The sequence below is a fragment of the Neorhizobium galegae bv. orientalis str. HAMBI 540 genome (assembly GCF_000731315.1).
GTDB lineage: Bacteria > Pseudomonadota > Alphaproteobacteria > Rhizobiales > Rhizobiaceae > Neorhizobium > Neorhizobium galegae.
The window spans coordinates 1,570,085-1,592,965 of record NZ_HG938354.1 but is presented as its reverse complement, the minus strand read 5'-3'; the positions used below and the strand labels follow the sequence as shown (position 1 = coordinate 1,592,965).

Below are 22,881 nucleotides of genomic sequence, written 5' to 3'. Positions count from 1 at the left end.
CTGCCGGCCGTGTCGGACAAAACGCTTCAAGACAAGATTGATCGCATTGGCAACGCATCACATATGCTGCAAAATTCGCAGGTGGGCGCTTACGTGTTTCCCATCTCGCCACAATATACCAACTGGATGGAAGAGGTTCGGTCCTGGCGTAATAGCGCTGTTCTTCTGAACCAGTCCTACCACATGACCGACCTCTACATTCGGGGCAAGGATACTGTGAAGTTCCTGTCCTATGTGGGTGTCAACAGCTTCGAGGGCTTTGGTCGCGACAAAGCCAAGCAGCTTGTCTGCTGCAGCCCGGACGGTTACGTCATCGGTGACGGCATCATTTTCGGTCTTGAGGACGACGAAGCGCTTTACGTGGGGCGCCCGCCGTTGACGAACTGGATGGCCTACCAGGCCGAGATCGGTGATTTCGACATCACCACCGAGATGGACATTCGCTCTCTGGAGAACTCGGCCAAGCCTCGCAAGCTCTATCGCTACGAGGTTCAGGGTCCGCTTGCTCTCGACATTCTCAACGAAGTCAATGAAGGCGGACCGCTCGTCACCAAATTCTTCAACATGGGGGAGATCACCGTCGCCGGATGCAGGGCGCGCACGCTCAGCCACGGCATGGGCGGAGCAAAGGGTCTGGAACTTTGGGGTCCTTACGAAGACGGTAAAAAGGTCTATGACAGGCTTTTGGATGTCGGCGCGAAATACGGGATGCTGCGTGCCGGCGCGCGCGCCTATTCCTGCGCGGCAATGGAATCAGGCTGGATCCCATCGCCGCTGCCCGCGATCTATTCCGGGGAAACAACGCGCGCTTATCGCGAATGGCTTTCGGGCAACAGCTTTGAGGCAACCTGCTCCGTCGGTGGCAGCTTCCAGCCGGAGAATGTCGACGATTTCTATCTTACGCCCTGGGACCTCGACTACGACCGCATTGTGAAGTTCGATCACGAGTTCATCGGGCGCGAGGCGCTCGAAAGGATGGCCGGCGCCAGGCACCGCAAGAAGGTAACGCTGGTCTGGGATCACGATGACGTGCTCAAGATCTTTGCAGGTATGATGGCCGATTTCCCAGGCCCGAAACTGATGGAATTGCCAGCTGGCCATTATGCCGCCCATCCCTATGACCAGGTTCTGCTGGATGGCCAAATGGTCGGCCTTTCCACCTATCCGGTCTACTCCGCAAACGAACGTGCATGGATTTCGCTGGCAATGGTTCGCCCGGATCTTGCGACGCAGGGTATGAAGCTGTCGATCCTCTGGGGTGAAGCCAATGGTGGAACCCAGAAGCCGCATGTCGAGCGGCACGTCCAGATGGAGGTGGGCGCTGAGGTACATCCCTGGCCGATCCATGCGGCAGCGCGGAAGGAATACCGTGCACAAAAATAAGAATTGACGGGCCGTGCAAAGCGGCTCGTCTGCATTTGGTTGCAGTCCACGACAAGGGAGGAAGTCGATGTTCGGAAAACAGGTACTACGGGGTGCGGCAACAGCCGCTGCCCTCATCATAGGTCTGGCGACAGGCCATGCACAGGAGACGGTGAAGGTCGGGGTGATCGCCCCGATGACAGGTCCGTTTCAGACGACGGGCAAGCAGATCAACGCTGCCCTCAAGGCCTTCGTTGCCGCCCGCGGCAATACGGCGGGTGGAAAGAAAGTCGAGATTGTTCTTCGAGACGACGGTGGTGTCGCCGACACCTCGCTAAGAATTGCGCAGGAGATGGTGACGACTGATCAGGTCTCTATATTGGCGGGCTTTGGAACAACGCCGAACGCAATGTCCGTCGCAACCCTCTCAAGGCGCGCCAAGATTCCGCAGGTCATCATGGTGGCCGCTACCTCGTCCATCATGAAAGCGTCGCCTTACATCCTGCGGACTTCCCAAACGATCCCCCAGATCGCGAGCGTAATCGGCGAATGGGCACCCGAAAATGGCGCTAAGAAATTCATCAGTGTCGTATCGGACTACGGACCAGGGATCGATGCAGAAGAGTGGTTTGCCAAGACGCTTCAGCAGAAGGGTGGCGAGGTCATGGAGAAAGTGCGAGTACCTCTTGCCAATCCCGACTTCGCACCTTTCCTGCAGCGCGTCGCCGACAAGAAACCGGAAGCTCTGTTCGTGTTCGTCCCTTCCGGCGTCGGTGCTACTTTCATGAAACAGTTCGTGGAACGGGGCCTTGACAAAAGTGGGATCCGGATCATCGCGATGTCCGATGTTGCGGACGACGATCTGCTGAACAACATGGGTGATCCGGCCCTTGGCATGATTACCGGGGGGCCATATTCCGCCAATCATGACTCGCCTGAGAACAAGGCCTTTGTTGAGCAATTCAAGAAGCTCAACACTGGAATGCGTCCCAATATCGTAGCCGTTAGCGCTTGGGACGCCCTCGATCTGATCTATAAGACTCTCGACAAGACGAAGGGTGACGCAACTGGCGATGTGTTCATGGCGGCGGCTAAGGGAACAAAGATACAGAGCCCTCGTGGACCGATCCAGATCGACAAACACTCCGGAGATATCATCCAGAACATCTATATGCGCACGGTCGAACGCGTGAGCGGAGAACTCTATAACAACGAGTTCAAGACCTACGAAGCGGTCAAGAATCCCGCACAGTGACGCCCGATGCCGGCTTTCTCGGTTTAGGAGGGCCGGCATCGGTGGGAGCAGTTGAGCTGTTGCAAATCCGACAGGACCGCCTCAGGGCGGCACTGGTTGATTTACCACTGCTTCCGAAGCGGAACGGAGCTTCATAACGAAGGCTATCCGAACTGAGCGGGCCCATGGCGGAGCGATCGTAGGTCTTGATGCACAGCCAGACGTTCCAGTAGCTCGCTTGCCGCAAACAGTTGCTCCTGTTCAATCGCATTGAGCATCTGTTCCATCGCCCTGAGCAGCCATGCTTCTCGAGTTCTTCGACTTTCCTGGAGAACTGACTGCCCGATATCGACGAAGTCCGATAATGATTTATGTTCAGGATCGATAAGTCCATGCGAGAATTAGGTACTAATCACTTGTTTTCGCCGCACTAGCTTCAGATTGCGCTGCCGGTCGTAGCGCCTCACGTCCATTTGTGGAACTGGAGCTGGCTATGCAAAACCTAACCCAACTTGAAATTTCCCGCCGAAACTTACTTATCTCGTCTGCCGCAACTGTCGCGGCGACCAGCGCCGTCCCGCTCGCAGCGGCAGCGCAATCTTCGGGGAGTACGATGAACCTCAGCACCTCTGTGGCATTTGCTGTCAACGGCGAAAGGCGCGAATTAGTCGTCGACAACAGGACGACCTTGCTCGACGCCTTGCGCGAACATCTACACTTGACCGGCACGAAGAAGGGCTGCGACCACGGGCAATGTGGCGCCTGCACCGTCATGGTGGATGGTCGTCGCGTCAATTCCTGTCTGACGCTTGCCGTCATGCACGAGGGAGATGAGATCATCACCATCGAAGGACTGGGTGCACCAGGCAGCCTCCACCCGATGCAGGCGGCCTTCGTGAAGCACGATGGTTTCCAGTGCGGTTACTGTACGCCTGGGCAGATCTGTTCCTCGGTGGCAGTCCTTGAGGAGATCAAGGCGAATATTCCGAGCCATGTGACTGCCGACCTTACCGCGCCGGCTTCGGTTACGGCAACGGAGATTCGCGAGCGCATGAGCGGCAACATCTGTCGATGCGGCGCTTATTCCAACATCGTGGATGCCATCACCGAAGTCGCGGGGACAAAAGCATGAGAGCCTTCACCTATGAGCGCGCCTCATCGATCGAGGCGGCGGCCAGGGCGGCCGCTTCCAGCCCAACCGCCAAGTTCATTGCCGGTGGTACCAACCTGCTCGACCTGATGAAGCTCGAGATCGAGGCGCCGACGCATCTGATAGACGTCAATGGCCTTGGCCTCGACAAAATCGAGAAAACCCCCGAAGGCGGACTGCGGATAGGGGCCTCGGTGCGCAACACCGATCTTGCCGCAAATGATATCGTTCGCCGTGATTACGGGCTGCTCTCTCGGGCTCTGCTAGCCGGTGCCTCGGGTCAGCTCCGAAACAAGGCGACGACCGCGGGCAATCTCCTGCAACGCACCCGCTGTCCGTATTTCTACGACACCAACCAGCCATGCAACAAGCGGCAGCCTGGCAGCGGCTGTTCGGCTATCGGTGGGTTCAGCCGCCAGCTGGGAATCGTCGGGGTCAGCGATGCGTGTATCGCGACACATCCGAGTGATATGACGGTCGCCATGCGCGCGCTCGATGCCGTCGTGGAAACCGTGAAACCGGACGGGCGCCGCCATGCGATTCCGATCGCGGAGTTTCATCGCCTGCCGGGCGACACGCCGCATCTCGAAACCGTCCTGGAGCAAGGTGAGTTCATAATCGCCGTCGTTCTGCCGGCGCCGGTCGGCGGGCGTCACATCTACCGCAAAGTTCGCGACCGTGCGTCATATGCCTTTGCTCTTGTTTCCATCGGTGCGGTTATTCAACCCGACGGTAGCGGGCGTGTCGCGGTGGGCGGGGTGGCCCACAAGCCATGGCGGCTTGAAGCGGCAGATGCCGAGCTTGCGAAGGGAGCCAAGGCGACCTCCGCGGCGCTTCTGGCAGATGCGCGGCCGACGGAGCAGAACCGGTTCAAGATAGATCTGGTCGAGCGCACGCTCGGGGCCGTGATCGCAGAAGCGAGGAGTTGAGCCATGAAGTTCGACAGACCAGCAACGACTAACCCGATCGACCAGCTCAAAGTGGTCGGGCAGCCCATCCACCGTATAGATGGTCAATTGAAGACCACGGGCCGAGCGAAATACGCTTACGAGTGGCATGACACCAACATTCCTTACGCCTACGGCTATCCGGTAGGGGCATCGATTGCCAAGGGCCGCATCAGATCGATGGACGTCGCCGCCGCGCAAAAAGCGCCAGGTGTCCTCGCGGTTGTCACCACGCTCAGCGTCGGCGACCGCAAGAAGGGGAAATTCAACACCGCGAAGCTGTTCGGCGGTGACGAGGTGCAGCATTACCATCAGGCGATCGCCGTCGTGGTCGCCGAGACTTTCGAACAGGCCCGTGCCGCAGCGGCATTGGTCAAGGTCGACTACGCCGTGGAGGCTGGTGCCTTTGACCTGAAGGAGGCGATGAAAACCGCCGAAAAGCCGGCTGAATCACAGCAGCCTGACACCGCAGCCGGCAATTTCGACGGCGCCTTTGCGAGCGCCGCGGTCAGATTGGACGAGACTTATACAACGCCGGACCAGTCCCACGCGATGATGGAGCCGCATGCATCGATCGCGGCATGGAATGGTGACGAGGTGACGGTATGGACCTCCAGCCAGATGATCGACTGGTGGCGAAGCGACCTTGCCACAACGCTTGATATCGACAAGGAAAAGATCCACCTGATGTCGCCGTTTATCGGCGGCGGGTTTGGCGGCAAGCTTTTCTTGCGAGCGGACGCCGTTTTGGCGGTTTTGGGAGCCCGCGCGGCGAAAAGGCCGGTCAAGGTTGCTTTGCCGCGTCCGTTCATGATGAACAACACCACGCACCGGCCGGCGACGATCCAGCGGATCAGGATCGGGGCAGAGCGTGACGGAAAGATCACGGCGATTGCGCACGAAAGCTGGTCGGGTGATCAACCCGGGGGCCAGCTCGAAACCGCGGTCGCGCAGACCCGTCTGCTTTATGCCGGGGCGAACCGGATGACGGCGATGCGGCTTGCGACACTGCATCTTCCCGAAGGCAACGCGATGCGTGCGCCCGGGGAAGCGCCAGGGTTGATGGCGCTGGAGATCGCGATCGACGAGATGGCCGAGAAGCTTGGCATGGATCCGGTGCAGTTCAGGATCCTCAACGATACGCAAGTGGATCCCGAAAAGCCGGAGCGTCCTTTCTCCCACCGCGACCTTGTCGGCTGCCTGAAGCTCGGCGCCGAACGTTTCGGTTGGAACAGCCGAGGCCGGCCAGGTGCTCGCCGCGACGGAAACTGGTTGATTGGCCACGGGGTCGCTGCCGCATTCCGCAACAACCTCGTCCTGCCGTCTGGAGCGCGTGTGCGACTGAATCGCGAGGGGGTCGTCACGGTCGAAACGGATATGACGGATATCGGTACCGGCAGTTATACGATCATCGCCCAGACGGCGGCCGAAATGTTGGGCCTACCCCTCGATAAGGTAGCGGTGCATCTCGGGGATTCGCGTTTCCCAGTGTCTGCTGGTTCCGGTGGGCAGTTTGGGGCGAACTCTTCGACATCAGGCGTCTATGCCGCCTGCGTCAAGTTGAGGGACGCCATTGCGACGAAGCTTGGCTTCAACTCCGCTGATGTCGTGTTCGAAAACGGCGAAGTGCGCTCCGGAAACCGCTCCGTTCCGCTTTCGCAGGCAGCAGGCGAGGAGGGGCTTGTCGGTGAAGACACGATGACGTGGGGCGATCTGACCGAGACGCATCAGCAATCGACATTCGGCGCCCACTTCGTCGAGGTCGGTGTCGATGTCGCGACTGGCGAAAGCCGTATCCGCCGCATGCTTGCCGTCTGCGCCGCAGGTCGGATCCTCAATCCGATTACCGCACGCAGCCAGGTGATCGGTGCCATGACAATGGGAGCGGGCGGGGCGCTGTCCGAGGAACTGGCGGTCGATACGCGTCGTGGCTTCTTCGTCAATCACGACCTGGCAGGCTATGAGGTGCCGGTGCATGCGGACATCCCGCATCAGAAAGTGATCTTCATGGATGAAACTGACCCGATGTCGTCGCCTATGAAGGCAAAAGGTGTCGGCGAACTCGGTCTCTGCGGCGTGGCCGCAGCCATTGCCAATGCTATCTACAACGCATCGGGTGTCCGTGTGCGTCACTATCCGATCACCCTCGATAAGCTGATCGGCGGTCTTCCTGAAATCGCCTGAGCAGGAGAGGCGGCGGCTTTATCGAGCCGCCGCCAGAGAATTGGCTCGAGCAGGTGACGGACGAACAATACGGCAAGCAGTTTTCCCCGTGACGGACGGGGGTCGCGCGCGGGTATTTTCTTATTGTCAGCAAGGGCTGGCGCTGAAGCAAAGAGAAAGCGTCGTAGCGGCAAGGTTCTGCTCGACGATCAGGTCCTTCGTTTGGCTGACGATCGAACGCCTGTTTCCCCGGTGCCACAACAGAATGTTTTGCGAACAGCTCAGCGAGTTTTCTCGACTTTGATGGTGAGTTTGCCGGGTCGGTCAAAGATCGAGACGTCGCCTTGGATCTGGCCCAAAATCACGATGCCAGGCTGCGGTACACGCCCCTCACGGTAGTAGATGACGAAATCACCGGCACTCCAAAGACCGAGTGTACCGGCGGAGAAGTCTCGCTGACGGGGAGCGGCTGGCAGGGCGGCGGGCAGGTCGCCTGTCTTTTCCTGACGAAGATGATCGTCCATCTCGATCGTCAGCGGCAGCATCGCGGAAAGCGCTCGAGCGGCCGCGTTGTCAGCCAGTTCGGCGGTGACCTTGCCCCAATCAGATGAAATCACAATGCGGTCCTGCGCCAAGGCGGATCCTCCAAGGTTAAGCGTTAGAACAGCTGCGAGAAAAGTCGCACCCATGATCTGTTTCATGTCTCACCCTTCGTTGCCGGAATACGAGTCTTGTTAACTGCTCTCAGACAGAGCATCGCGTAGTGTGAAATCACAACCACGCCTGCCATCACACCCGTCCAATGCGCGAAAAAAGGCACCACCGAGCCGGTGAAATCCCAGAATTCCAGACTGTAGCCGAACATCAGCTTGGTCGAGACGCCGAGAGCCGCAAAGCTCCAGGCGCCAAAGCACAGCAGCAGCACAGCGATCAGCCGTAAACTAGCGGTTCCGATCCGAGACGGAGAGACTCTGAAAACGGTTCCGGCCACTGTCATCACGCGCGCCCAATGGGTGCCGGCATGAATTGCAACGATTATCGCGACCCAATAGGCCGAGAACCAGTGAAGCTCTATGACGCTCACATTATTGGTGAACTTCGCGAAGCTCAGTACCGAGCGTGAGATCAGCACGCTGGTCACCACCAGTACCGCCATGGTGATCCCAAGCCAGGCATGTATCAACACGACCATCCAGCGACGAACATCGTAACGACCGCTACGGAGCTTCAAGAACCAGCGTCTGTTCATGGTCAGGTGCCATCCAAAAAGCCCGAACATGGCCGTTCCAAAGATCTCATGCGGACCATTGTCGAGCCACCAATAGGCGAGAGCCAGCATAAGCAGCGCCGCCATGCTTGCGGGAAGAACGAGGCGATCGGTCACCAATCGAAGCATTCCAGTACCTCCTGGAGGTCAAAGCGGATCATCATCGGAAATGGCGCCGCTCAGCGTGAACATGAACTGCTCGGACTGACGCGAACGATGGCAGGAGTAGCAACGGGCGACATTTTCGTCTGCCTTGACGGTCCGATCCGGCCAGAACCACTGGTATTCCCATTGATCCGCGCCGGCTCCGATCTTCTGTGCCACGAGATAGCGCGTCAGAACGTCGCTTTGATAATCGACGAGAACCATATGGGTGCCGGTCGGAACAGGTTGCCCGGCTCGGAGCGCCGAGAGAGCGGCAGGGTTCGTCAGCATATGCTCGCGGGTGATCCCCCGTCGGACCGTCGTATAATGCTCGAGCTGTTCGAGAGGCGGAAACGTCACCGAGTTGGATGCCGCAAGCGCTGAGGTCGGCGACAGCTCAGTCTCAACGACGAAATAGCCTGTCAGGACAACCGCGAGGGGCGCAACCACCAAGCCGGACCAGCGAAAGAATTTCATGGGCTTTACCCTTTAAGTAGATCGTGAAAGGGCATCACGCCCGTCTGCTCCGTCCGCCGCCTATAAGAGCGGCTGATCTGAATTTGCCGCTACACAGACTGCTAAACTTGGGATTGGAGTCTTCCCGCGCGTCTCGACGGAATGTCGAACAAAAATCAGCCGAGACGAGGTGGGGATGGAGCCAAGAAGCCTCAGTTGACTTCCTGGCTCCTGGCTCCTGGCTCCTGGTTTCAGGCGAGGTGCTGGTCGAAGAAGCCCTTCAGCTTGCCGAAGGGGATGAGATCGACGCGGTCATAAAGATCGACATGGCCAGCACCCTTGATCCAGACAAGTTCCTTCGGCTCCGAAGCCCGGTTGTAGGCATCCTGGCTGAATTCCTTCGAATGGGCCTGGTCGCCGGAGATGAACAGCATCGGGCGGGGCGAGATCGTCTCGATGTCGTTGAACGGATAGAAGTTCATGAACTTGACGCTGCTGCTCAGCGTCGGCTTCGTTGTCGTCTGTCTGGTCACTCCGGCAGGCGTGAACTCCCCACGAGACGTCCGGTAGAAATCGTAGAACTCGCGCTGTATCGGATCCGTATCGGCTGTCAGTTCGAGCGTGGTGCCGCCGATGTACTGGATGTCAGCGCCGCCGGCCTCCGCCCAACGCTGTTCGGCAGCGGTGGCGATGAACTGCTTGCGCTGTTCGACCGTCTGCGACTTGTTGAGCGCATCGCGGAAAGCAGCGCCCATGTTGTACATGCTGACCGTGGCAATCGCCTTGATGCGCGGATCGATCTTGGCGGCGCTGATAACAAAGCTGCCGCTACCGCAGACCCCGATCGCGCCGATATTCCGTCGGTCGACGAACGAGTGCGAACCGAGGAAGTCGACGCCCGCGCTGAACGCTTCGACATAGGCTTCGGGAGATACGAGGTTGCGCGACTGTCCTTCGCTCTCGCCCCAGAACGGAAGGTCGATCGACATCGCGACAAAACCCTGCTCGGCCATTTTGGTGGCATAGAGGTTTGCGCTTTGCTCCTTCACCGCTCCCATGGGGTGGCCGACGATGATTGCCGGGTTCTTCACCGCCCGGTCAATGTCCTTGGGCAGAAATAGGTTACCCGCAACATTGGTCTGATATTGTGTCGTGAACCTGACCTTCTGCAGAGTCACGCGATCACTGGTATAAAAGTTGGATGCGCCCTTGGAGAGGTCTTGGGCCTTTGCGAAAGTGGTGTCGAAGATCGACATGGCGCCGAGAGCCGCTACGCCAGCGCCTGCCATCTTGAGCAAGTGGCGGCGGTCGATCCCGGTGTTCGAGGTCTGTGCGTCGTCTTGGTTTGTCGCGATGGTCATCTGCAAGTCTCCTTGAGCGGTAATGCGATGGAAAATGATCCCGGTGGTACGCTGTCGATGTTCAGCGGTGTGCCGAACGCCATGCTGCCGCGGCGAGAAGGGAAGAGCCGGCCAACAGGGATGCGGCGAACAGGAAGGTGGTCCACCAGCCGGCGGCGTCGAACAGGACGCCGCCCGTTGAAGCTCCAAGCGTAATGGCGAGCTGGATGGTTGCGACCTGAAGCCCTCCACCAGCTTCTGCGTCGTCAGGCATGGTGCGGCTCAACCACGTGCCCCAGCCAACCGGTGCGGCCGTGCCGAACAGACCCCAGCCGATTAGAAGGATGGCGGTGAAGGCGGCAGATGAACCGAGCGTGATCAGCCCCAGCGCAATCACGCCCATGATCAGTGGGATAGCGACAAGAATGCTGAACAGGCGCTTTTGCACCAGATGGCTGACGAGATACGTCCCTACGACACCCGCAAGCCCCATCAACAGCAGCAGAAGGGATAGGGTCGATATCGACACTTCCGTTACCGTCTCCAGAAATGGCCGCAGATAGGTGAACAGCGCGAACTGGCCCATGAACAGCAGCATGATCGAGGCCATGCCGGTCGCGACCTGCGGGCGCCGAAGTAAACGAAAGACGTTGGATGATCCCTCGTTGCCCTGCGGTGGCAACGAGGGCAGGCTGATCCACTGCCAGACGAGCGCGACAAGAGCGAGCGGTACGATCGCGAAGAAGGCGCCTCGCCAGCCGATATAGTTGCCTAGCAGGCTTCCAAGCGGCGCGGAGATCGTCGCGGCAATGGCGTTGCCCGCGTTCAGCATCGCCAGCCCCTTTGGGACCGACTGTTCTGGAACCAGTCGCATGACGATGGACGTCGACATCGACCAAAAGCCGCCGATGGCGACCCCGAGCATGGCTCGGCCGATCATCAGCACGAGATAGTTCGGGGCAAAAGTGACGATCGTTCCTGAGATCACCAGGATCAGCGAAAAGGACGCGAGAACCAATCGCTGGTCCAGCCGCCGTGTCAGACCGGCTACCAACAGACTGGTCAGGACGGCGAAGATCCCCGAGATCGAGATCGCTTGGCCGGCACGACCTTCGGTGACACCCAGTTCAATTGCTATTGGCGACAAGAGGCTGACCGGCATGAATTCCGATGCGATCAGCACGGCAACGCACAAGGCCATCGAGATGACCGCGCCCCAGGCAGCAACGGGCACCGCCGAAGTGGCAGGCGCCACCGCGTTCGGTTCGGCTTCGCCATCGAGAAATTCAGGTCGTGTGAGAGCTTGTTGTGTCATGGCGGCAATATATGCCGGGTGCAGTTCGATGATTAGTCATTGCAATTCGCTTGGACTTATCGGCCTGTGACATGAATGGACGATGCAGGAGGCGGCGATGAAACGCGAAGATCTCAACGACATGCTCTGGTTTCTGGCGGTTGCGGAAGAGCGAAGCTTTACGAAGGCAGCAGCGAAGCTCGGGACATCGCAATCGACAATCAGCCACACGATCAAGAAGCTTGAAGCCCGGATGGGAATTCGGCTTTTAACTCGTACCACTCGGAGTGTTGTCCCGACAGAGGCCGGAGAGCGACTGATCCGCTCGCTGGCGCCGCGTATCGAAGAGCTCGAAACCGAGATCGACGAGTTGATGGAAATCAGGGACAAGCCGACCGGCTCGGTTCGCATCACCTTGTCGGATCATGCCCTGGAGAGCGTCGTGTGGCCGAAACTGCGCCCTGTGCTCAAGCAGTATCCAGACATCAAGGTGGAACTGAACAGCGATAACGGCTTCCGAAACATCGTCGAAGAAAAGTTCGACGCCGGCGTGCGCCTCGGCGAGAGCCTGGACAAGGATATGATTGCCGTTCGCATCGGTCCTGACTGGCGCTTGGTCGCGATCGCCTCTCCAGAGTATCTGGCGGAGCGAACCGCTCCAGAAACGCCCCGTGACCTTGTTGGTCACGACTGCATCAACCACCGGCAAGCCCGGGCCGGCGGCCTCTATGTGTGGGAATTCGAGAAAGATGGTGCGGAAGTTCGGGTCCGGGTCGATGGTCAGCTCACCTTCAACACGTCCTATGCGATGATCGACGCAGCCGTCAGCGGGTATGGCATCGCCTATGTGCCGGAAAGTCTCGTGTTGGATAAAATTGCTTCGGGGCAGCTTGTCCAGGTGCTCGATGATTGGACGCCGTTGTTCCCAGGCTACTATTTGTATTATCCGAGCCGCCGGCAGAATTCGCCCGCCTTTAGAGTCATCGTCGAAGCATTGAGGGCCTGATGGTTCGGCCAACCGGCCATTCAATAGGGCGGTTAACTCGCTGCAATGCTTAATCTTTCAACGAACCGGAGCGATTTGCTTCGCGGGGCCATCGGGTCCAATCCCTTCAAGGCGATGGGAGGCCCCGAAGGCGACCTCCCATCGGACGAAGTTTAACCAGACGAGCGTCGTCATTAGCCAACGGCGAAGTCGGTCGACATCGAGACGGTGCGCCATTCGGAGAGGATGGCAGCGTCTTGTGCGTGCTTTTTCTCGATCGCGGCGACTGTGTCGCTACCGAGCGGCAGGCGCACTGGCGGATTGGGGGCGTCAGTGAAGGCGATCAGAACCTCTGCCAGCTTTTGAGGATCGCCGGGTTGGTTATGGCTGAGACTTGTAGCTACGGTGCGCACCTTGCCGACAGTCTCTGCGTAATCGCCGATGATATCGCCGCTAACCGACAAGGAGGAGTTATCGAGGAAATCTGTGCGGAAATAGCCCGGCTCGATGACCGTGACGTGAATGCCAAGCGGTGCCAGTTCGTCATGCAGAGCTTCGCTCAGCCCTTCGACCGCGAATTTCGTCGAGGAGTAGACACCGAAGCCAGCGGCGCCGCGATAGCCGCCGATCGATGAGATATTCAGGATGCGGCCGGAACGCGCTCGGCGCATCGAGGGCAGGACCGCGCGGGTTACGTTGAGGAGGCCGAAGACATTGGTGCGATAGACAGCCTCTATTTCGGATGCCGTCGCCTCCTCGACAGCCCCCATCAGTCCAAAGCCGGCATTGTTGAGCAGGATATCGATCTGGCCGAAGCGATCGATCGCGGCTTTCACCGCTGTGGTCGCCTGGCTGTCGTCGGTCACGTCGAGGGCGACCGGAAGCAGGTTGGGGTGTTCGCCGAACCGCTCGGTGATCGCCTTTGGATTGCGGGCGGTGGCGACGACGGCGTCGCCCTGTGCAAGAGCACGCGTAGTGATGAGGGCGCCAAAGCCGCGCGAGGCGCCGGTGATGAACCAGATTTTCATGAGGATATTCCTTGATTTTCGATGAGATAAGGGAGGGGGCGTCTGGCCACCGCGATGTCGGGATGGCCAACCGGGTGGGAAAGCCTCACGGCAGGACTTCGGCGAGTTCGATCAGGTTGCCGAAGGGGTCGCAGAAGAAGGCGAGGCGGCGGCTGATTGCCAGAAGCTCGAACGGCTCGGTGACGATGGTGACGCCGCGTGCGCGCAGTTCCTCGACAGTGGCATCGACGCTTGCGACATTCAGGCAGAAATGGTGGCATCCGGCATATTTGAGACTGTCGCCAAGATCGGTATAGGGACGGACGTCTGTTGGCGACGGATCTCCGCCGCCAAGGATTTCCACATAGAAATGGTCGTCAGTAGCGGGTGCCAGATAGGCGAGTTGTTCGTCGGCATAGTCCCACTCGGCAACGACACGAAAGTCGAGCTTCTCGACATACCAGCGCTTGGCGGTTTCGAGGTCCGGCGTGCGGACGGCAACGTGATGACCGCGCATGTCAGCGAAGGGCGATGCAGTGTTGTGGGCGGGAGGAATGAAGTCGGCCATTGTCTTGTCTCCTGTGTGGTCCGGCACCAATGCCGGTTTGCGAGGAGAAATCTGGACCTTTTCGATGATAAGAATTAGAGAGATAATCTTCCTCTCAATGATGAGTGAGATTTGACAATGCGCAGCACGGATCTCTCGGAACTGGCCGCCTTCGATGCGGTTGCCCGTCACCGCAACTTTCGCCGGGCCGGCGAAGAGCGCGGGGTGACGGCCTCGGCGATAAGCCATGCCGTTGGCAATCTCGAGGCGCGCGTCGGTATTCGCCTGCTCAACCGGACGACCCGCAGCGTGGCCCTGACCGATGCCGGCGCGATGCTCTTGTCGCAACTATCGCCGGCTTTCGGCGAGATCGGATCGGCGCTCGATGCTCTCAACCAGTTTCGTGACACGCCGTTCGGTAAGGTGCGCATCAACGCGCCCAATTCGGTGGCGCCGTTTGTGTTCCGGTCGGTCATTGGCCCGCTGATTGCAAAAAATCCCGGTCTCCAGCTGGAAATCGTCGCCACCGACCGGCTTGTCGACATTGTTGAGGAGGGGTTCGATGCTGGTATTCGTCTCGGTGAAAGCCTGCGCGATGGCATGACGGCTGTGAAGATCAAGCCGCGGCTTCGGTTTGCTGTCGTCGGTTCTTCAAACTATTTCGAGCGTCATCCGCTCCCCAAAACCCCGGATGATCTGCGTCAACATGTCTGCATCCGCAATATCTATCCAAGCGGCAAGCCCTATGCCTGGGAGTTCAGTCGCGCCGGAAAGATCATCGAATTCGAGACGACCGGGTCTCTGTCGCTCGATGACCATGAACTGATGGTCGAGGCAGCACTTTCGGGCGTGGGGCTGGCTTACGTCTGGGAGGAACGGGCGCGTCCCTATATCCAGAACGGCAGCCTGGTCGAATGCCTGGCATCCTGGAGTGCGCCCGAGGACTGGCTTTATCTCTATTACCCGACGCGCAAATACCTGTCGGCCGGCCTGCGCGCCGTCATCGATGCGCTGCGTGTATGAATGAATGGAGTGATGCGCCAGCGTTTCGCTTGTTATCAGGAGCTTGCAGAGGCGTATCGTCCGGCCGACAAACGACGGGAAGTTAAGCAGCTCAAAGGCGCAATGCTTGGGCCGTGTAAAAATTCGGGGAGAGGCCGCCAACATCGACGATAAATTGCTGGTCGGCAATATCCGTAACGGCGAGCTTTAGCAGGCTCCAGTCGTCGTGCTCTCCATCTAGGGTTACTTCGCGGCCGTCGATCACCGCAAGTTGGTCACTTGCTGAGAGTTCGGCCCAATAGCCGTCCGTGGAAATTAGATAGACGCCGGGCACGGTGTCCGTTTCGATGATTTCAGGCGCTATATATTCGCGGGACCGGAAGCTTTTGGTGAGGAGATGTCGAGCTGGTATCTTCGATAATTCATCAAGTGCAACTTCGGTGAAAACATTGGCGAGCGTGTGAGGGTGAGTTTGCCACTGAATTCTGTCGCCTTGGGTGATCTCGCCCAGAAGACAGTCGCCAGCATGGACAACGGCCGTTCGGCCTTCAGCTGCTATATGCACGATAATAAAACTGGCCGAACCCCGAGGGAAACGGGCCTGCAAATCCGTATGGATCCTGCGCAGCTGTCTCATGAGTGCATCGGGATCCAACGCTTCCTTCAGGCAGCTGAACCAGTCGACCATTTCCCGTACGATCGCGCCCGCATATTCGCCATTGTCGGGGCCTGCGGTAGAGCCGTCGACGACGATGCTCATAACGCCGCTTGTACTGATGCCAAGCCCTGCATGATCACGATTGTCAGAGGTCTTTGTGCCTTTCTGACTATACCAGGTTGCTTTAATGCGCATCCGCGCCACCGTCTGCGCATAGGCTTATGGCAACATAGCGCTCGCGCACGATAGCTGCGCGGCCGGGTTGCCCACGCAAATTTCCCTCGAGGAAGTCGTCAAAGTCGCGATGCTCGAGTAGCCCTTGGAATTGTTCAGCGATGTATGTTCTAACGTCGAGATCTGCATTCGCCAACTCCTTGCCAAGCTCCTCTCTTCCATCGACCACGAGAAGTATGTCTTCGGCATCTCGGCTGGAATAGAGGTCATCGCCACCCCTGCCGGCGAACGCTTCCAGTTTCGTCGCTATAAAGAGGGCCGGCGTGAGGAGCCGGATGGTCAGACCTTCAGTGAGTTGGTGAACCTCAGCGGTTTCGATCCCTTTTGCGTACCAGCGATTGCTAAAGCCGAGGATCGCTTCATCATCCGGCATGAAATCGACTTTGAGCGGGCCGAGCCGCATTCGGCAGATGACGTCATCATCCGAGGACTCTTTGAACCCCCTTTCTCGCAGCTGTTCCAAAAGCTGGCCCCACTCAGCAAGCCCCGCAAGATCGACAATAAGGTCGATATCGTCGGTGGCCCTGACATCTTCGAGGGTCACCGGGTCTGTGATGAAGAGCGCCGTTGTGCAGCCCCCGACGAAGACAAGGCGATCGCGCAAATCTTGTTCAAGCGCTGTTGCGACGACTTTTAACATTTCGAGCAGTTGGCCGCGGACAGTGGTCATTTGCCGAGTATCCGTGTTGAGAGGCGCTCACTTGCCAAACCCACTTCGCGCTGGTTTCCGAGACGGATTGCGTCGCAGAGTGCCAGATATTCGTAGAGGCGCTCGTCTTTTTGGACTGCTTCCGGCACGCTTTTGAACAACGGATCGACTGACTGGCCCATTTCACGGCCGCTCGCATGCGGCCACACGTAAATGTAGTTGCCAGCGCTGACCAAAAGGCCCTCGAGCATGGGTGCCGCAAAGGCGGTTGGAATGCCTCGCTGCATTGATCCGGGCTTTGCCGGAAATGTGAATTTCAGGCCGTGGACGATGAAATTGAACAGATTCCGGCGGCTCGGTTTGGGTCGGCCAAGTTCGCGATCTTTGCTGGCAATGCCGGAGGATACGCTTCTCTTGATAGACTCATTGACCTCGGTCTTGCTTATGCCGAGAGATGCCTCCAAATTCCGGACAGAGTAGGGGTCATCGCCCTGCGCCTCCAGGCGCAAGCGTGCGGCCCCCTGCTCTTGTTCCTGCTCCTGCTCCTGAAGGCTGATGAGCTTGAGCAGTATGACGATGTCCTGGCTTTTCATCATGTGTTCCGAATGGTGTCCTCCGTCCTAGGACTAAGGACAGAAAAGCACGCTAAGTCCTCGTTGTCAAAGTCCGCGCCTCGAGCATGCAGGTTTCTCCACTTCTGCAGTGGTCTAGTCGTGCCCGGAAAGAGCTTCAAAAACAGAGCCTTACGGCATGCTGAAAAGCCTAAGGCGCTGATACTACGAGATAAAAGCAACTCGCATCGAAGGTTCGATCCTCATCAAGGCGAAGCATTATGTGAAATCGTCTGTTCAGCCAAACTGGCTGATTTGGGTGCCTCGTCCATAAGTCTCATGTGCAACCAGAAGCAAGAAGCGAGTGTCGAGATTGTAGCCCTTCTGCGCCTGCGTCTTCGGGTCGATATAGCCGAAGGGCGCGCCCGACAGGATCACGCCGACGGTCAGCTTGCCGCGTCCTTTGATTCGGTCCAGCGTTGCATCCGCGGACGCCTGCGTCGACGTCAGTGCAGAGATTGAAAGAGCAAGTCCGAAAAATAACTTGGTGAGTTTGGTGGATGACATTCCGTGCTCCATTGTTCGACCAAGAACCTAGTGGAGCCTCTCAGTTGCCACGAGCAATCGCATCCTCTCTTCCAGGTGAGAGCGAAACTGTTATCCTGCAATATGCTAAATCCATAGAATATGCTGCGGCAGATTGGTGTGGATTTCAATTGCAACAGATCAGCATGCCTGCGAGTTCCGATCTGAGCGGATTGCCAGCTCCGCTCCTATCCGTCCACGGGGTCGCCATCTGAATAACGGGATTGTCTTTCTGCAGTCTCACCGAGATTCGGCAGAATCCGCCTCATGAGACTCTACGCCAAGCCGGTTTAAGGCTCGCACTCACACGCGATCCAGCAGCAGGCGTCCCCGGTGATGTGTATCCGAATCCGGCCTGCCGTGCTGGGAAACAGACGCGAGTGCCGGAGAGCTACTCCTAATTCGGCCACACGCCATCGTTGGAACTTTTTTTTCACGATTCCTATACTCGTTGAACAGAAGGTGCTCTCGTCCGTGATTAATCGGAAGGCATCCGTGTGATTTGCGGGTGCCGATTTTTTATAAGCTGAGTCGCTTTTTTTGCCCCGGCGCTGCGATGAAAAATCGTTGATCTCGTTAATCACTAACGGAAAATGATCCGCGCCCCAGTTTCGTACTTGAGTCATTTCGATCGCTTTTCTGCTACATTCTTCCAAATGCCTATTTTGGCGGCGGATCGCTCGACAAATGAACATTCGCCGGACTATGCAAATTATTTTTCAGATATAATCTAGTCCCATCAGTATCTGCTAAATGAGACGCCCAATGACCGCCCAAACTCGTCCTAACCACCCCTTTCAGCACGGTGATGTGCGTTTCGAGCGCCTGTTGGACGGTTTCAGCCCCAGCTTCAAGTTCGAGCCGGTCGGTCCGCTCCCGGAAAGCGAATTCGTCGACAGGCTGCGCCGCATCAGGCGCGAGGCGACCGTCGCGGGGCATGACGTCATGCTTGTCCATGCCGATTCCATCGGCTCCTACCGGGTTTCCAACTCGTACCTTCGCTACATGTGCGACTGGGCACGCGAGGGCGTGCTGGTGGTCCCGACCGACGAAGACAAGCCGCTGACGCTGTTTTCCATCTTCAGCAGTTCCGTCCTGCTGCCGCCGGCCGGCGAGGCGGTCCTGGTCGAAGACATCTGGCAGGTCGGTACCTGGGGCCGCGAAACCTATAATCGCCCGGGCAGGACCGTCGACAAGGTCGTCGAGGCCGTCGGTTCCTTCCTGGAACGCGAGGGTTTTGCGTCGTCGCAGATCGGCCTGATCGGCGATGCGACCTCCGCCGGTTACTGGAACAGCCTCGGCAAACGTCTCCCGAAAAGTTCGTTCGTGCAGGCAAGCTCGATCATCGATCGCATGCAGAAGGTGCGTTCGAAGCGTGAGCAGGCGGTGGTGCGGGCCGCCGCCCAACTGGCCAGTATCGGCATAGAGGCCGCATACCATGTCACCAAACCCGGCGTGACCGATTATGAAATCTACGCCGCCTTCACCTATGCCCAGATGGCGCGAGGCGGCGAAAGCGGAGACGGCTACCAGATCGGCATCAACCAATACGGCACCCATTGCGGCAAGCCCTACGGGCACGTGGTGCGCAACGGCGACATCATCAATCTCTACATTTCGGCGGTGATCTATCAGGGCTACACGGCCCAGATCGCCCGCATGATCGCGGTCGGCGACATTACCGACAAGCAGGAAGACGTGCTGCAGATGTGCACCGAAGGTGTTCAGAAAGCGGCAGCGCTGATCAAGCCCGGCGCGATCATCTCCGACCTCGCCAACGCTTCCTTCGAACCCTACATCGCCCGCGGCTATCTTTCGTCCCATGACAGCCGGACAATGCCATACAACTGGGTGTCCGAAGACGACGGCAAGCCGCGCCTGATCCCGCGAAAGCATGTCGTGGATGAAGATTGGGAGCGCCAGGGCCGCAAGCTGATGCACGTCTATCCGGCGACGCTCGGTCCCCACAATCCCAATGTCGGACATTCGGTCTCGATGGTGAAGTTCAACAACTACAACATCCAATCGAACAACCACGACAAGCTCGAAGAAGGCATGACCTTCGTCCTGCACTCGCAATGGCTCGAGCCCGAGGTCGCCGGCTGCAATGTTGGCGACTGCTATCTCGTCACCGATACGGGGGGCGAAAAACTCAGCCACCATACGCCGCTTGCAGTGCATCGTGTGAAAGCGGTCGCCTGACGCACTGCCTGATCTGTGAATGCCAAACTACCAATAAGAAACCGCCAAATAAGAAACCCAGATGGAGAACAGACATGTTTGATAGGATTCGTCGCCGAAAGCTGTTGGCTACGGTAGCCCTTGCGGCGCTTGCATTGACCGTCGGGCTCGGTGCAGGCGAAACTCATGCTCAATCGAGCGAGAAGGTCACGCTGAAACTGGCCAATTCCCAATGGCTTGATGCGTTGCGCGGCAAGAACCTCTGGGCAGCGGTCAGCAAATACCAGGAAGCCAATCCGAACGTCACGCTCGAGCAGGAAGCCATTCCGTCTGCGGAATTCGCCGACAAGCTGACGACCGAAATGGGCGCAGGCCAGGGGCCGGATGTGGCGATGATGCAGGAAGGCCTGTTCTACGCGATTGCGGATGCGGGCTTTCTCGTCGATCTCTCGGCTGCGGCCGACGGCGCGAAGCTGAACAAGAGCAATGAAAACGGCGTGATCGACGGCAAGCGCCTGGGCGTCGCCTGGCAGCGCGCCGTCTACGCCCTGATCTACAACAAGCCGCTGATCGATGCCGCCAATGCGAAGGTGCCGACGACCGTGGATGAGCTGATTGCCTCCGCCAAGGCAGCGTCTGCGGCAACTCCGGGCGTCATCGGCTTTACCGCCCGCCACCAGATCAACGACTTTTCGGGCTGGTTCATGGATTTCCAGAGCTGGGCCTATGGCTACGGCGTCAACTGGGTCGATGCAGACGGCAAGCTGACGATCAATACGCCGGAAGCCGTCGCCGCCATCACGGCTTTCAAGAAGACTTACGACGCCGGCATCATGCCCACCGGCGACAGTTTTCCGACGCAGCGCACGCGCTTCAAGGAAAAGCATGCGGCCTTTTCGATCGACAATTCCGGCGGCACGCTCAATATCGCCTCCGGTGGTGCCCTTCAGTCCGGCGACCTTTATGCCGCTCCGATGCCGTTCAAGAACCCCGGCGCGCATCAGCAGATCTTCGTTGGCGTGAGCGCGCATGGCAAACACCAGAAAGAAGCGATCGCCTTCGTCAAGTGGCTGGTCGGTCCCGTCGGTCAGCAGGCTCTGCGTGACGCATCAGGTCCGGATGCGCTTGCAACCGACGTGCCTGTCAGCGACGCCTACTCCAAGGCCAACCCTTGGGCGCCGACCTTCGTCAAGCTCGCCGAAACCTCCCGCAGCACGCTGATCAAGGGATATGAAGTCGAAACGGCACAAATCATGCGGTTCGTGATGCAGGCGGTCGAAAAGGTCATCCTTGCGAATGCCGATCCGAAGACGGCGCTCGCCGAAGCTCAGTCCGCCATCGACAAGCAGTTCTGACAACCTCGCATCAAGAAGGGAGACTGATGTGAGTGCGAATGGCCTGAAAAACAGGAACGGCCTGGTCAAATTGTTGCCCTATGCCTTCATCCTTCCGCCCATGATCTATTTGGTGGTCTTCATGTTCTGGCCGCTGTCGCGGCAGATGTACATGAGCCTGACCAACACCCGGATCGTCAATCCCAACCGAGGCCGGTTCATCGGCCTCGGCAATTATGAACGGCTGATCGAAGATCCAGCCTTCTATGTCTCCCTGAAAGCAACCTTGGTTTATACGGTCCTGACCGTCCTTATCGGCGTCGCTCTCGGCGTTGTGGCCGCACTTGCCATCGATCGTCCCTTCAAGGGGCGCGCAGTCGTCCGGGCAATCCTGCTGTTCGGCTGGGCCGTGCCCGGTGTGGCGGCCTCGCTGATCTGGTTGTGGATGTATAACGAACGGTCGGGCGTCTTCAATCGCATCACTGAGCTCCTCGGCATCGGCCGCTTCTCGTGGCTGACCAGCACGGACTATGCGCTCGGCTCGGTTCTTGCCGTTACTGTCTGGCAGGTCGCTCCATTTGTGATGCTGGTTGTGCTGGCAGCCCTCCAATCGGTGCCGCAAGAGGTGCGCGAAGCCGCCAGGATCGATGGCGCCGATGGGATCAGCACCTTCCGAGCAGTGACGCTGCCGCATATCCGTCCATCGATCCAGCTCGCAGCCCTTCTGGTCGCCGTCTGGTCCATTCGCCGCTTCGACATCATCTACCTGCTGACCGGGGGCGGTCCGCTCGGTTCGACCAGCACCCTCGTCGTCAAGCTCCGCCAGACGGCGTTCGAAGGCCATGAACTGGGAATGGCCAGCGCTTACGGCGCGGTCGGCCTCGCACTGGCGCTGATGGTGGCAGCCGTCCATTACACCGTCGAACAACGCCGCATGAAGAGGATGTCTCGATGATGACACCCCGAAAACTCGCCATGAAGGCGCTGCGATATACGCTGATCGGAGTTCTGGTCGTTCTCGCCGGCTTCCCGGTCTACTGGATGGCGGCCACCGCGCTCAACGTCAATTCCCAGCTCTACGGAACCGGCCAGGTCGCCTGGCCGCAGCTGCAGCATCTGCCGGATCTGGCAACGGAGCTCGGCAAGGTTCCGATCGGCCGCTGGCTGTTCAACACGCTGCTGATCGCCTCCGGCGGCACCATTTTGAGCCTGACCCTCGGCGCGCTTGCCGGTTATGCGCTCAGCCGTTTCAAGTTCCATGGGCGCGGCCTGGTCGGCTTTCTGCTGTTCATGACCCAGGTCGTTCCCGAAGCGCTGATCCTGGTGCCGCTCTATGCGATGTTCATCACCTTCGGCCTCTTGAACAGCCTGACGGGTCTGATCCTCGCCAATGTCGGTTTCTCGCTGCCTGTCGCATGTTTCGTCCTGAAGGGCGCGATGGACGCGGTGCCCTACGAGATCGAGGAGTCCGCGATCATCGACAATTGCCCGCGGTTCAGCGTGCTCACCATGATCATTCTGCCGCTGATCATGCCGAGCATCGCGGCCGCGGCCGTCGTGGCCTTCTTTGCCGGCTGGAACGAGTTCCTGTTCGCCTCGACCTTCCTGATGGACAATTCCTTGTGGCCGGCAAGCGTCGGGCTCGCCTCCTTCGTTGGGCAGTATGAAACGCCGATGTCGGCCGTGCTTGGCGCAGCCCTCGTGTTCAGCCTTCCTGCCATCGTCTTTTTTCTTCTTATCCAGCGCAAAATCGTGGCCGGTCTGACGGCTGGCGCCGTAAAGGGATAATCC

21 protein-coding genes and 1 pseudogene are annotated in these 22,881 nt (G+C 58.7%); 11 read left to right on the top strand and 11 right to left on the bottom strand.

Translation table 11 applies throughout. From position 1 onward, the window contains the following. Positions 1-63 precede the first annotated feature (63 nt). From RG540_RS30065 to paoC, 5 genes are all read left to right on the top strand, one after another. On the top strand, positions 64-1,383 hold the full coding sequence (locus RG540_RS30065; RefSeq protein WP_046601995.1) for an aminomethyltransferase family protein: 1,320 nt from the start codon (positions 64-66) through the stop codon (positions 1,381-1,383). A 67-nt stretch (positions 1,384-1,450) separates the two neighbouring features. Then, complete coding sequence (locus RG540_RS30060) at positions 1,451-2,617, top strand: ABC transporter substrate-binding protein (protein ID WP_041366017.1); 1,167 nt, start codon at positions 1,451-1,453, stop codon at positions 2,615-2,617. Positions 2,618-3,089: 472 nt separating this feature from the next. Continuing rightward, positions 3,090-3,728, top strand: coding sequence for an aldehyde dehydrogenase iron-sulfur subunit PaoA (paoA, locus tag RG540_RS30055; RefSeq protein ID WP_407668952.1), 639 nt, complete (start codon positions 3,090-3,092; stop codon positions 3,726-3,728). After that, positions 3,725-4,675: an FAD binding domain-containing protein gene (locus RG540_RS30050; RefSeq protein ID WP_041366015.1), complete on the top strand. Its 951-nt coding sequence runs from the start codon at positions 3,725-3,727 to the stop codon at positions 4,673-4,675. The genes paoA and RG540_RS30050 overlap by 4 nt, the downstream gene beginning before the upstream one ends. A gap of 3 nt (positions 4,676-4,678) precedes the next feature. Next, positions 4,679-6,877: an aldehyde oxidoreductase molybdenum-binding subunit PaoC gene (paoC, locus tag RG540_RS30045; RefSeq protein ID WP_041366013.1), complete on the top strand. Its 2,199-nt coding sequence runs from the start codon at positions 4,679-4,681 to the stop codon at positions 6,875-6,877. 260 nt (positions 6,878-7,137) lie between these two features. On the opposite strand, the gene RG540_RS30040 is transcribed toward paoC, so the two are convergent. The 5 genes from RG540_RS30040 to RG540_RS30020 all read right to left on the bottom strand — a co-directional run bounded on the left by RG540_RS30040 (position 7,138) and on the right by RG540_RS30020 (position 11,378). Further along, on the bottom strand, positions 7,138-7,557 hold the full coding sequence (locus tag RG540_RS30040) for a cyclophilin-like fold protein (protein ID WP_244446734.1): 420 nt from the start codon (positions 7,555-7,557) through the stop codon (positions 7,138-7,140). Beyond that, positions 7,554-8,252 carry a hypothetical protein gene (locus tag RG540_RS30035; RefSeq protein WP_046601993.1) on the bottom strand — a complete coding sequence of 233 codons (699 nt, stop codon included), beginning with the start codon at positions 8,250-8,252 and terminating at the stop codon, positions 7,554-7,556. The genes RG540_RS30040 and RG540_RS30035 overlap by 4 nt, the downstream gene beginning before the upstream one ends. Before the next feature lie 18 nt (positions 8,253-8,270). Continuing rightward, complete coding sequence (locus RG540_RS30030) at positions 8,271-8,744, bottom strand: cytochrome P460 family protein (protein ID WP_041366011.1); 474 nt, start codon at positions 8,742-8,744, stop codon at positions 8,271-8,273. A gap of 230 nt (positions 8,745-8,974) precedes the next feature. Next, positions 8,975-10,012, bottom strand: a complete 1,038-nt coding sequence (locus RG540_RS30025) for an alpha/beta hydrolase (RefSeq protein WP_155414853.1) — start codon at positions 10,010-10,012, stop codon at positions 8,975-8,977. 133 nt (positions 10,013-10,145) lie between these two features. Further along, on the bottom strand, positions 10,146-11,378 hold the full coding sequence (locus RG540_RS30020) for an MFS transporter (protein WP_080725144.1): 1,233 nt from the start codon (positions 11,376-11,378) through the stop codon (positions 10,146-10,148). A 97-nt stretch (positions 11,379-11,475) separates the two neighbouring features. Between RG540_RS30020 and RG540_RS30015 the strand changes: the two genes are divergently transcribed. After that, on the top strand, positions 11,476-12,363 hold the full coding sequence (locus RG540_RS30015; RefSeq protein ID WP_041366607.1) for a LysR family transcriptional regulator: 888 nt from the start codon (positions 11,476-11,478) through the stop codon (positions 12,361-12,363). A gap of 173 nt (positions 12,364-12,536) precedes the next feature. Here the strand turns inward: RG540_RS30015 and RG540_RS30010 are convergent, their stop codons facing one another. Continuing rightward, on the bottom strand, positions 12,537-13,370 hold the full coding sequence (locus RG540_RS30010) for an oxidoreductase (RefSeq protein ID WP_041366009.1): 834 nt from the start codon (positions 13,368-13,370) through the stop codon (positions 12,537-12,539). 85 nt (positions 13,371-13,455) lie between these two features. Beyond that, positions 13,456-13,917 carry a VOC family protein gene (locus RG540_RS30005; RefSeq protein ID WP_041366007.1) on the bottom strand — a complete coding sequence of 154 codons (462 nt, stop codon included), beginning with the start codon at positions 13,915-13,917 and terminating at the stop codon, positions 13,456-13,458. 117 nt (positions 13,918-14,034) lie between these two features. Between RG540_RS30005 and RG540_RS30000 the strand changes: the two genes are divergently transcribed. Then, positions 14,035-14,919, top strand: coding sequence for a LysR family transcriptional regulator (locus RG540_RS30000; protein WP_041366006.1), 885 nt, complete (start codon positions 14,035-14,037; stop codon positions 14,917-14,919). 91 nt (positions 14,920-15,010) lie between these two features. Here the strand turns inward: RG540_RS30000 and RG540_RS29995 are convergent, their stop codons facing one another. From RG540_RS29995 to RG540_RS29980, 4 genes and pseudogenes are all read right to left on the bottom strand, one after another. After that, on the bottom strand, positions 15,011-15,751 hold the full coding sequence (locus RG540_RS29995; protein WP_041366004.1) for a hypothetical protein: 741 nt from the start codon (positions 15,749-15,751) through the stop codon (positions 15,011-15,013). Continuing rightward, positions 15,741-16,460, bottom strand: coding sequence for a nucleotidyl transferase AbiEii/AbiGii toxin family protein (locus tag RG540_RS29990; RefSeq protein ID WP_041366001.1), 720 nt, complete (start codon positions 16,458-16,460; stop codon positions 15,741-15,743). The genes RG540_RS29995 and RG540_RS29990 overlap by 11 nt, the downstream gene beginning before the upstream one ends. Beyond that, positions 16,457-17,032 (bottom strand): hypothetical protein, encoded by a 576-nt coding sequence (locus tag RG540_RS29985; protein ID WP_041366606.1) that lies wholly within the window; start codon positions 17,030-17,032, stop codon positions 16,457-16,459. Before RG540_RS29985 ends, RG540_RS29990 begins: the two co-directional genes overlap by 4 nt. Positions 17,033-17,356: 324 nt before the next feature. After that, positions 17,357-17,557, bottom strand: a pseudogene (locus tag RG540_RS29980) (transporter substrate-binding domain-containing protein); the annotation flags it as partial. Positions 17,558-18,340: 783 nt separating this feature from the next. Between RG540_RS29980 and RG540_RS29975 the strand changes: the two are divergent. The 4 genes from RG540_RS29975 to RG540_RS29960 all read left to right on the top strand — a co-directional run bounded on the left by RG540_RS29975 (position 18,341) and on the right by RG540_RS29960 (position 22,878). Beyond that, positions 18,341-19,777, top strand: coding sequence for a M24 family metallopeptidase (locus tag RG540_RS29975; RefSeq protein WP_046601991.1), 1,437 nt, complete (start codon positions 18,341-18,343; stop codon positions 19,775-19,777). Between the two features lie 74 nt (positions 19,778-19,851). Then, positions 19,852-21,111: an ABC transporter substrate-binding protein gene (locus RG540_RS29970; protein WP_041365994.1), complete on the top strand. Its 1,260-nt coding sequence runs from the start codon at positions 19,852-19,854 to the stop codon at positions 21,109-21,111. 28 nt (positions 21,112-21,139) lie between these two features. After that, positions 21,140-22,045 (top strand): carbohydrate ABC transporter permease, encoded by a 906-nt coding sequence (locus tag RG540_RS29965; RefSeq protein ID WP_046601990.1) that lies wholly within the window; start codon positions 21,140-21,142, stop codon positions 22,043-22,045. Then, a complete protein-coding gene (locus tag RG540_RS29960; RefSeq protein ID WP_065814459.1) occupies positions 22,042-22,878 on the top strand; it encodes a carbohydrate ABC transporter permease in 837 nt (278 codons plus the stop codon). The genes RG540_RS29965 and RG540_RS29960 overlap by 4 nt, the downstream gene beginning before the upstream one ends. The last annotated feature ends 3 nt before the right edge of the window (positions 22,879-22,881 follow it).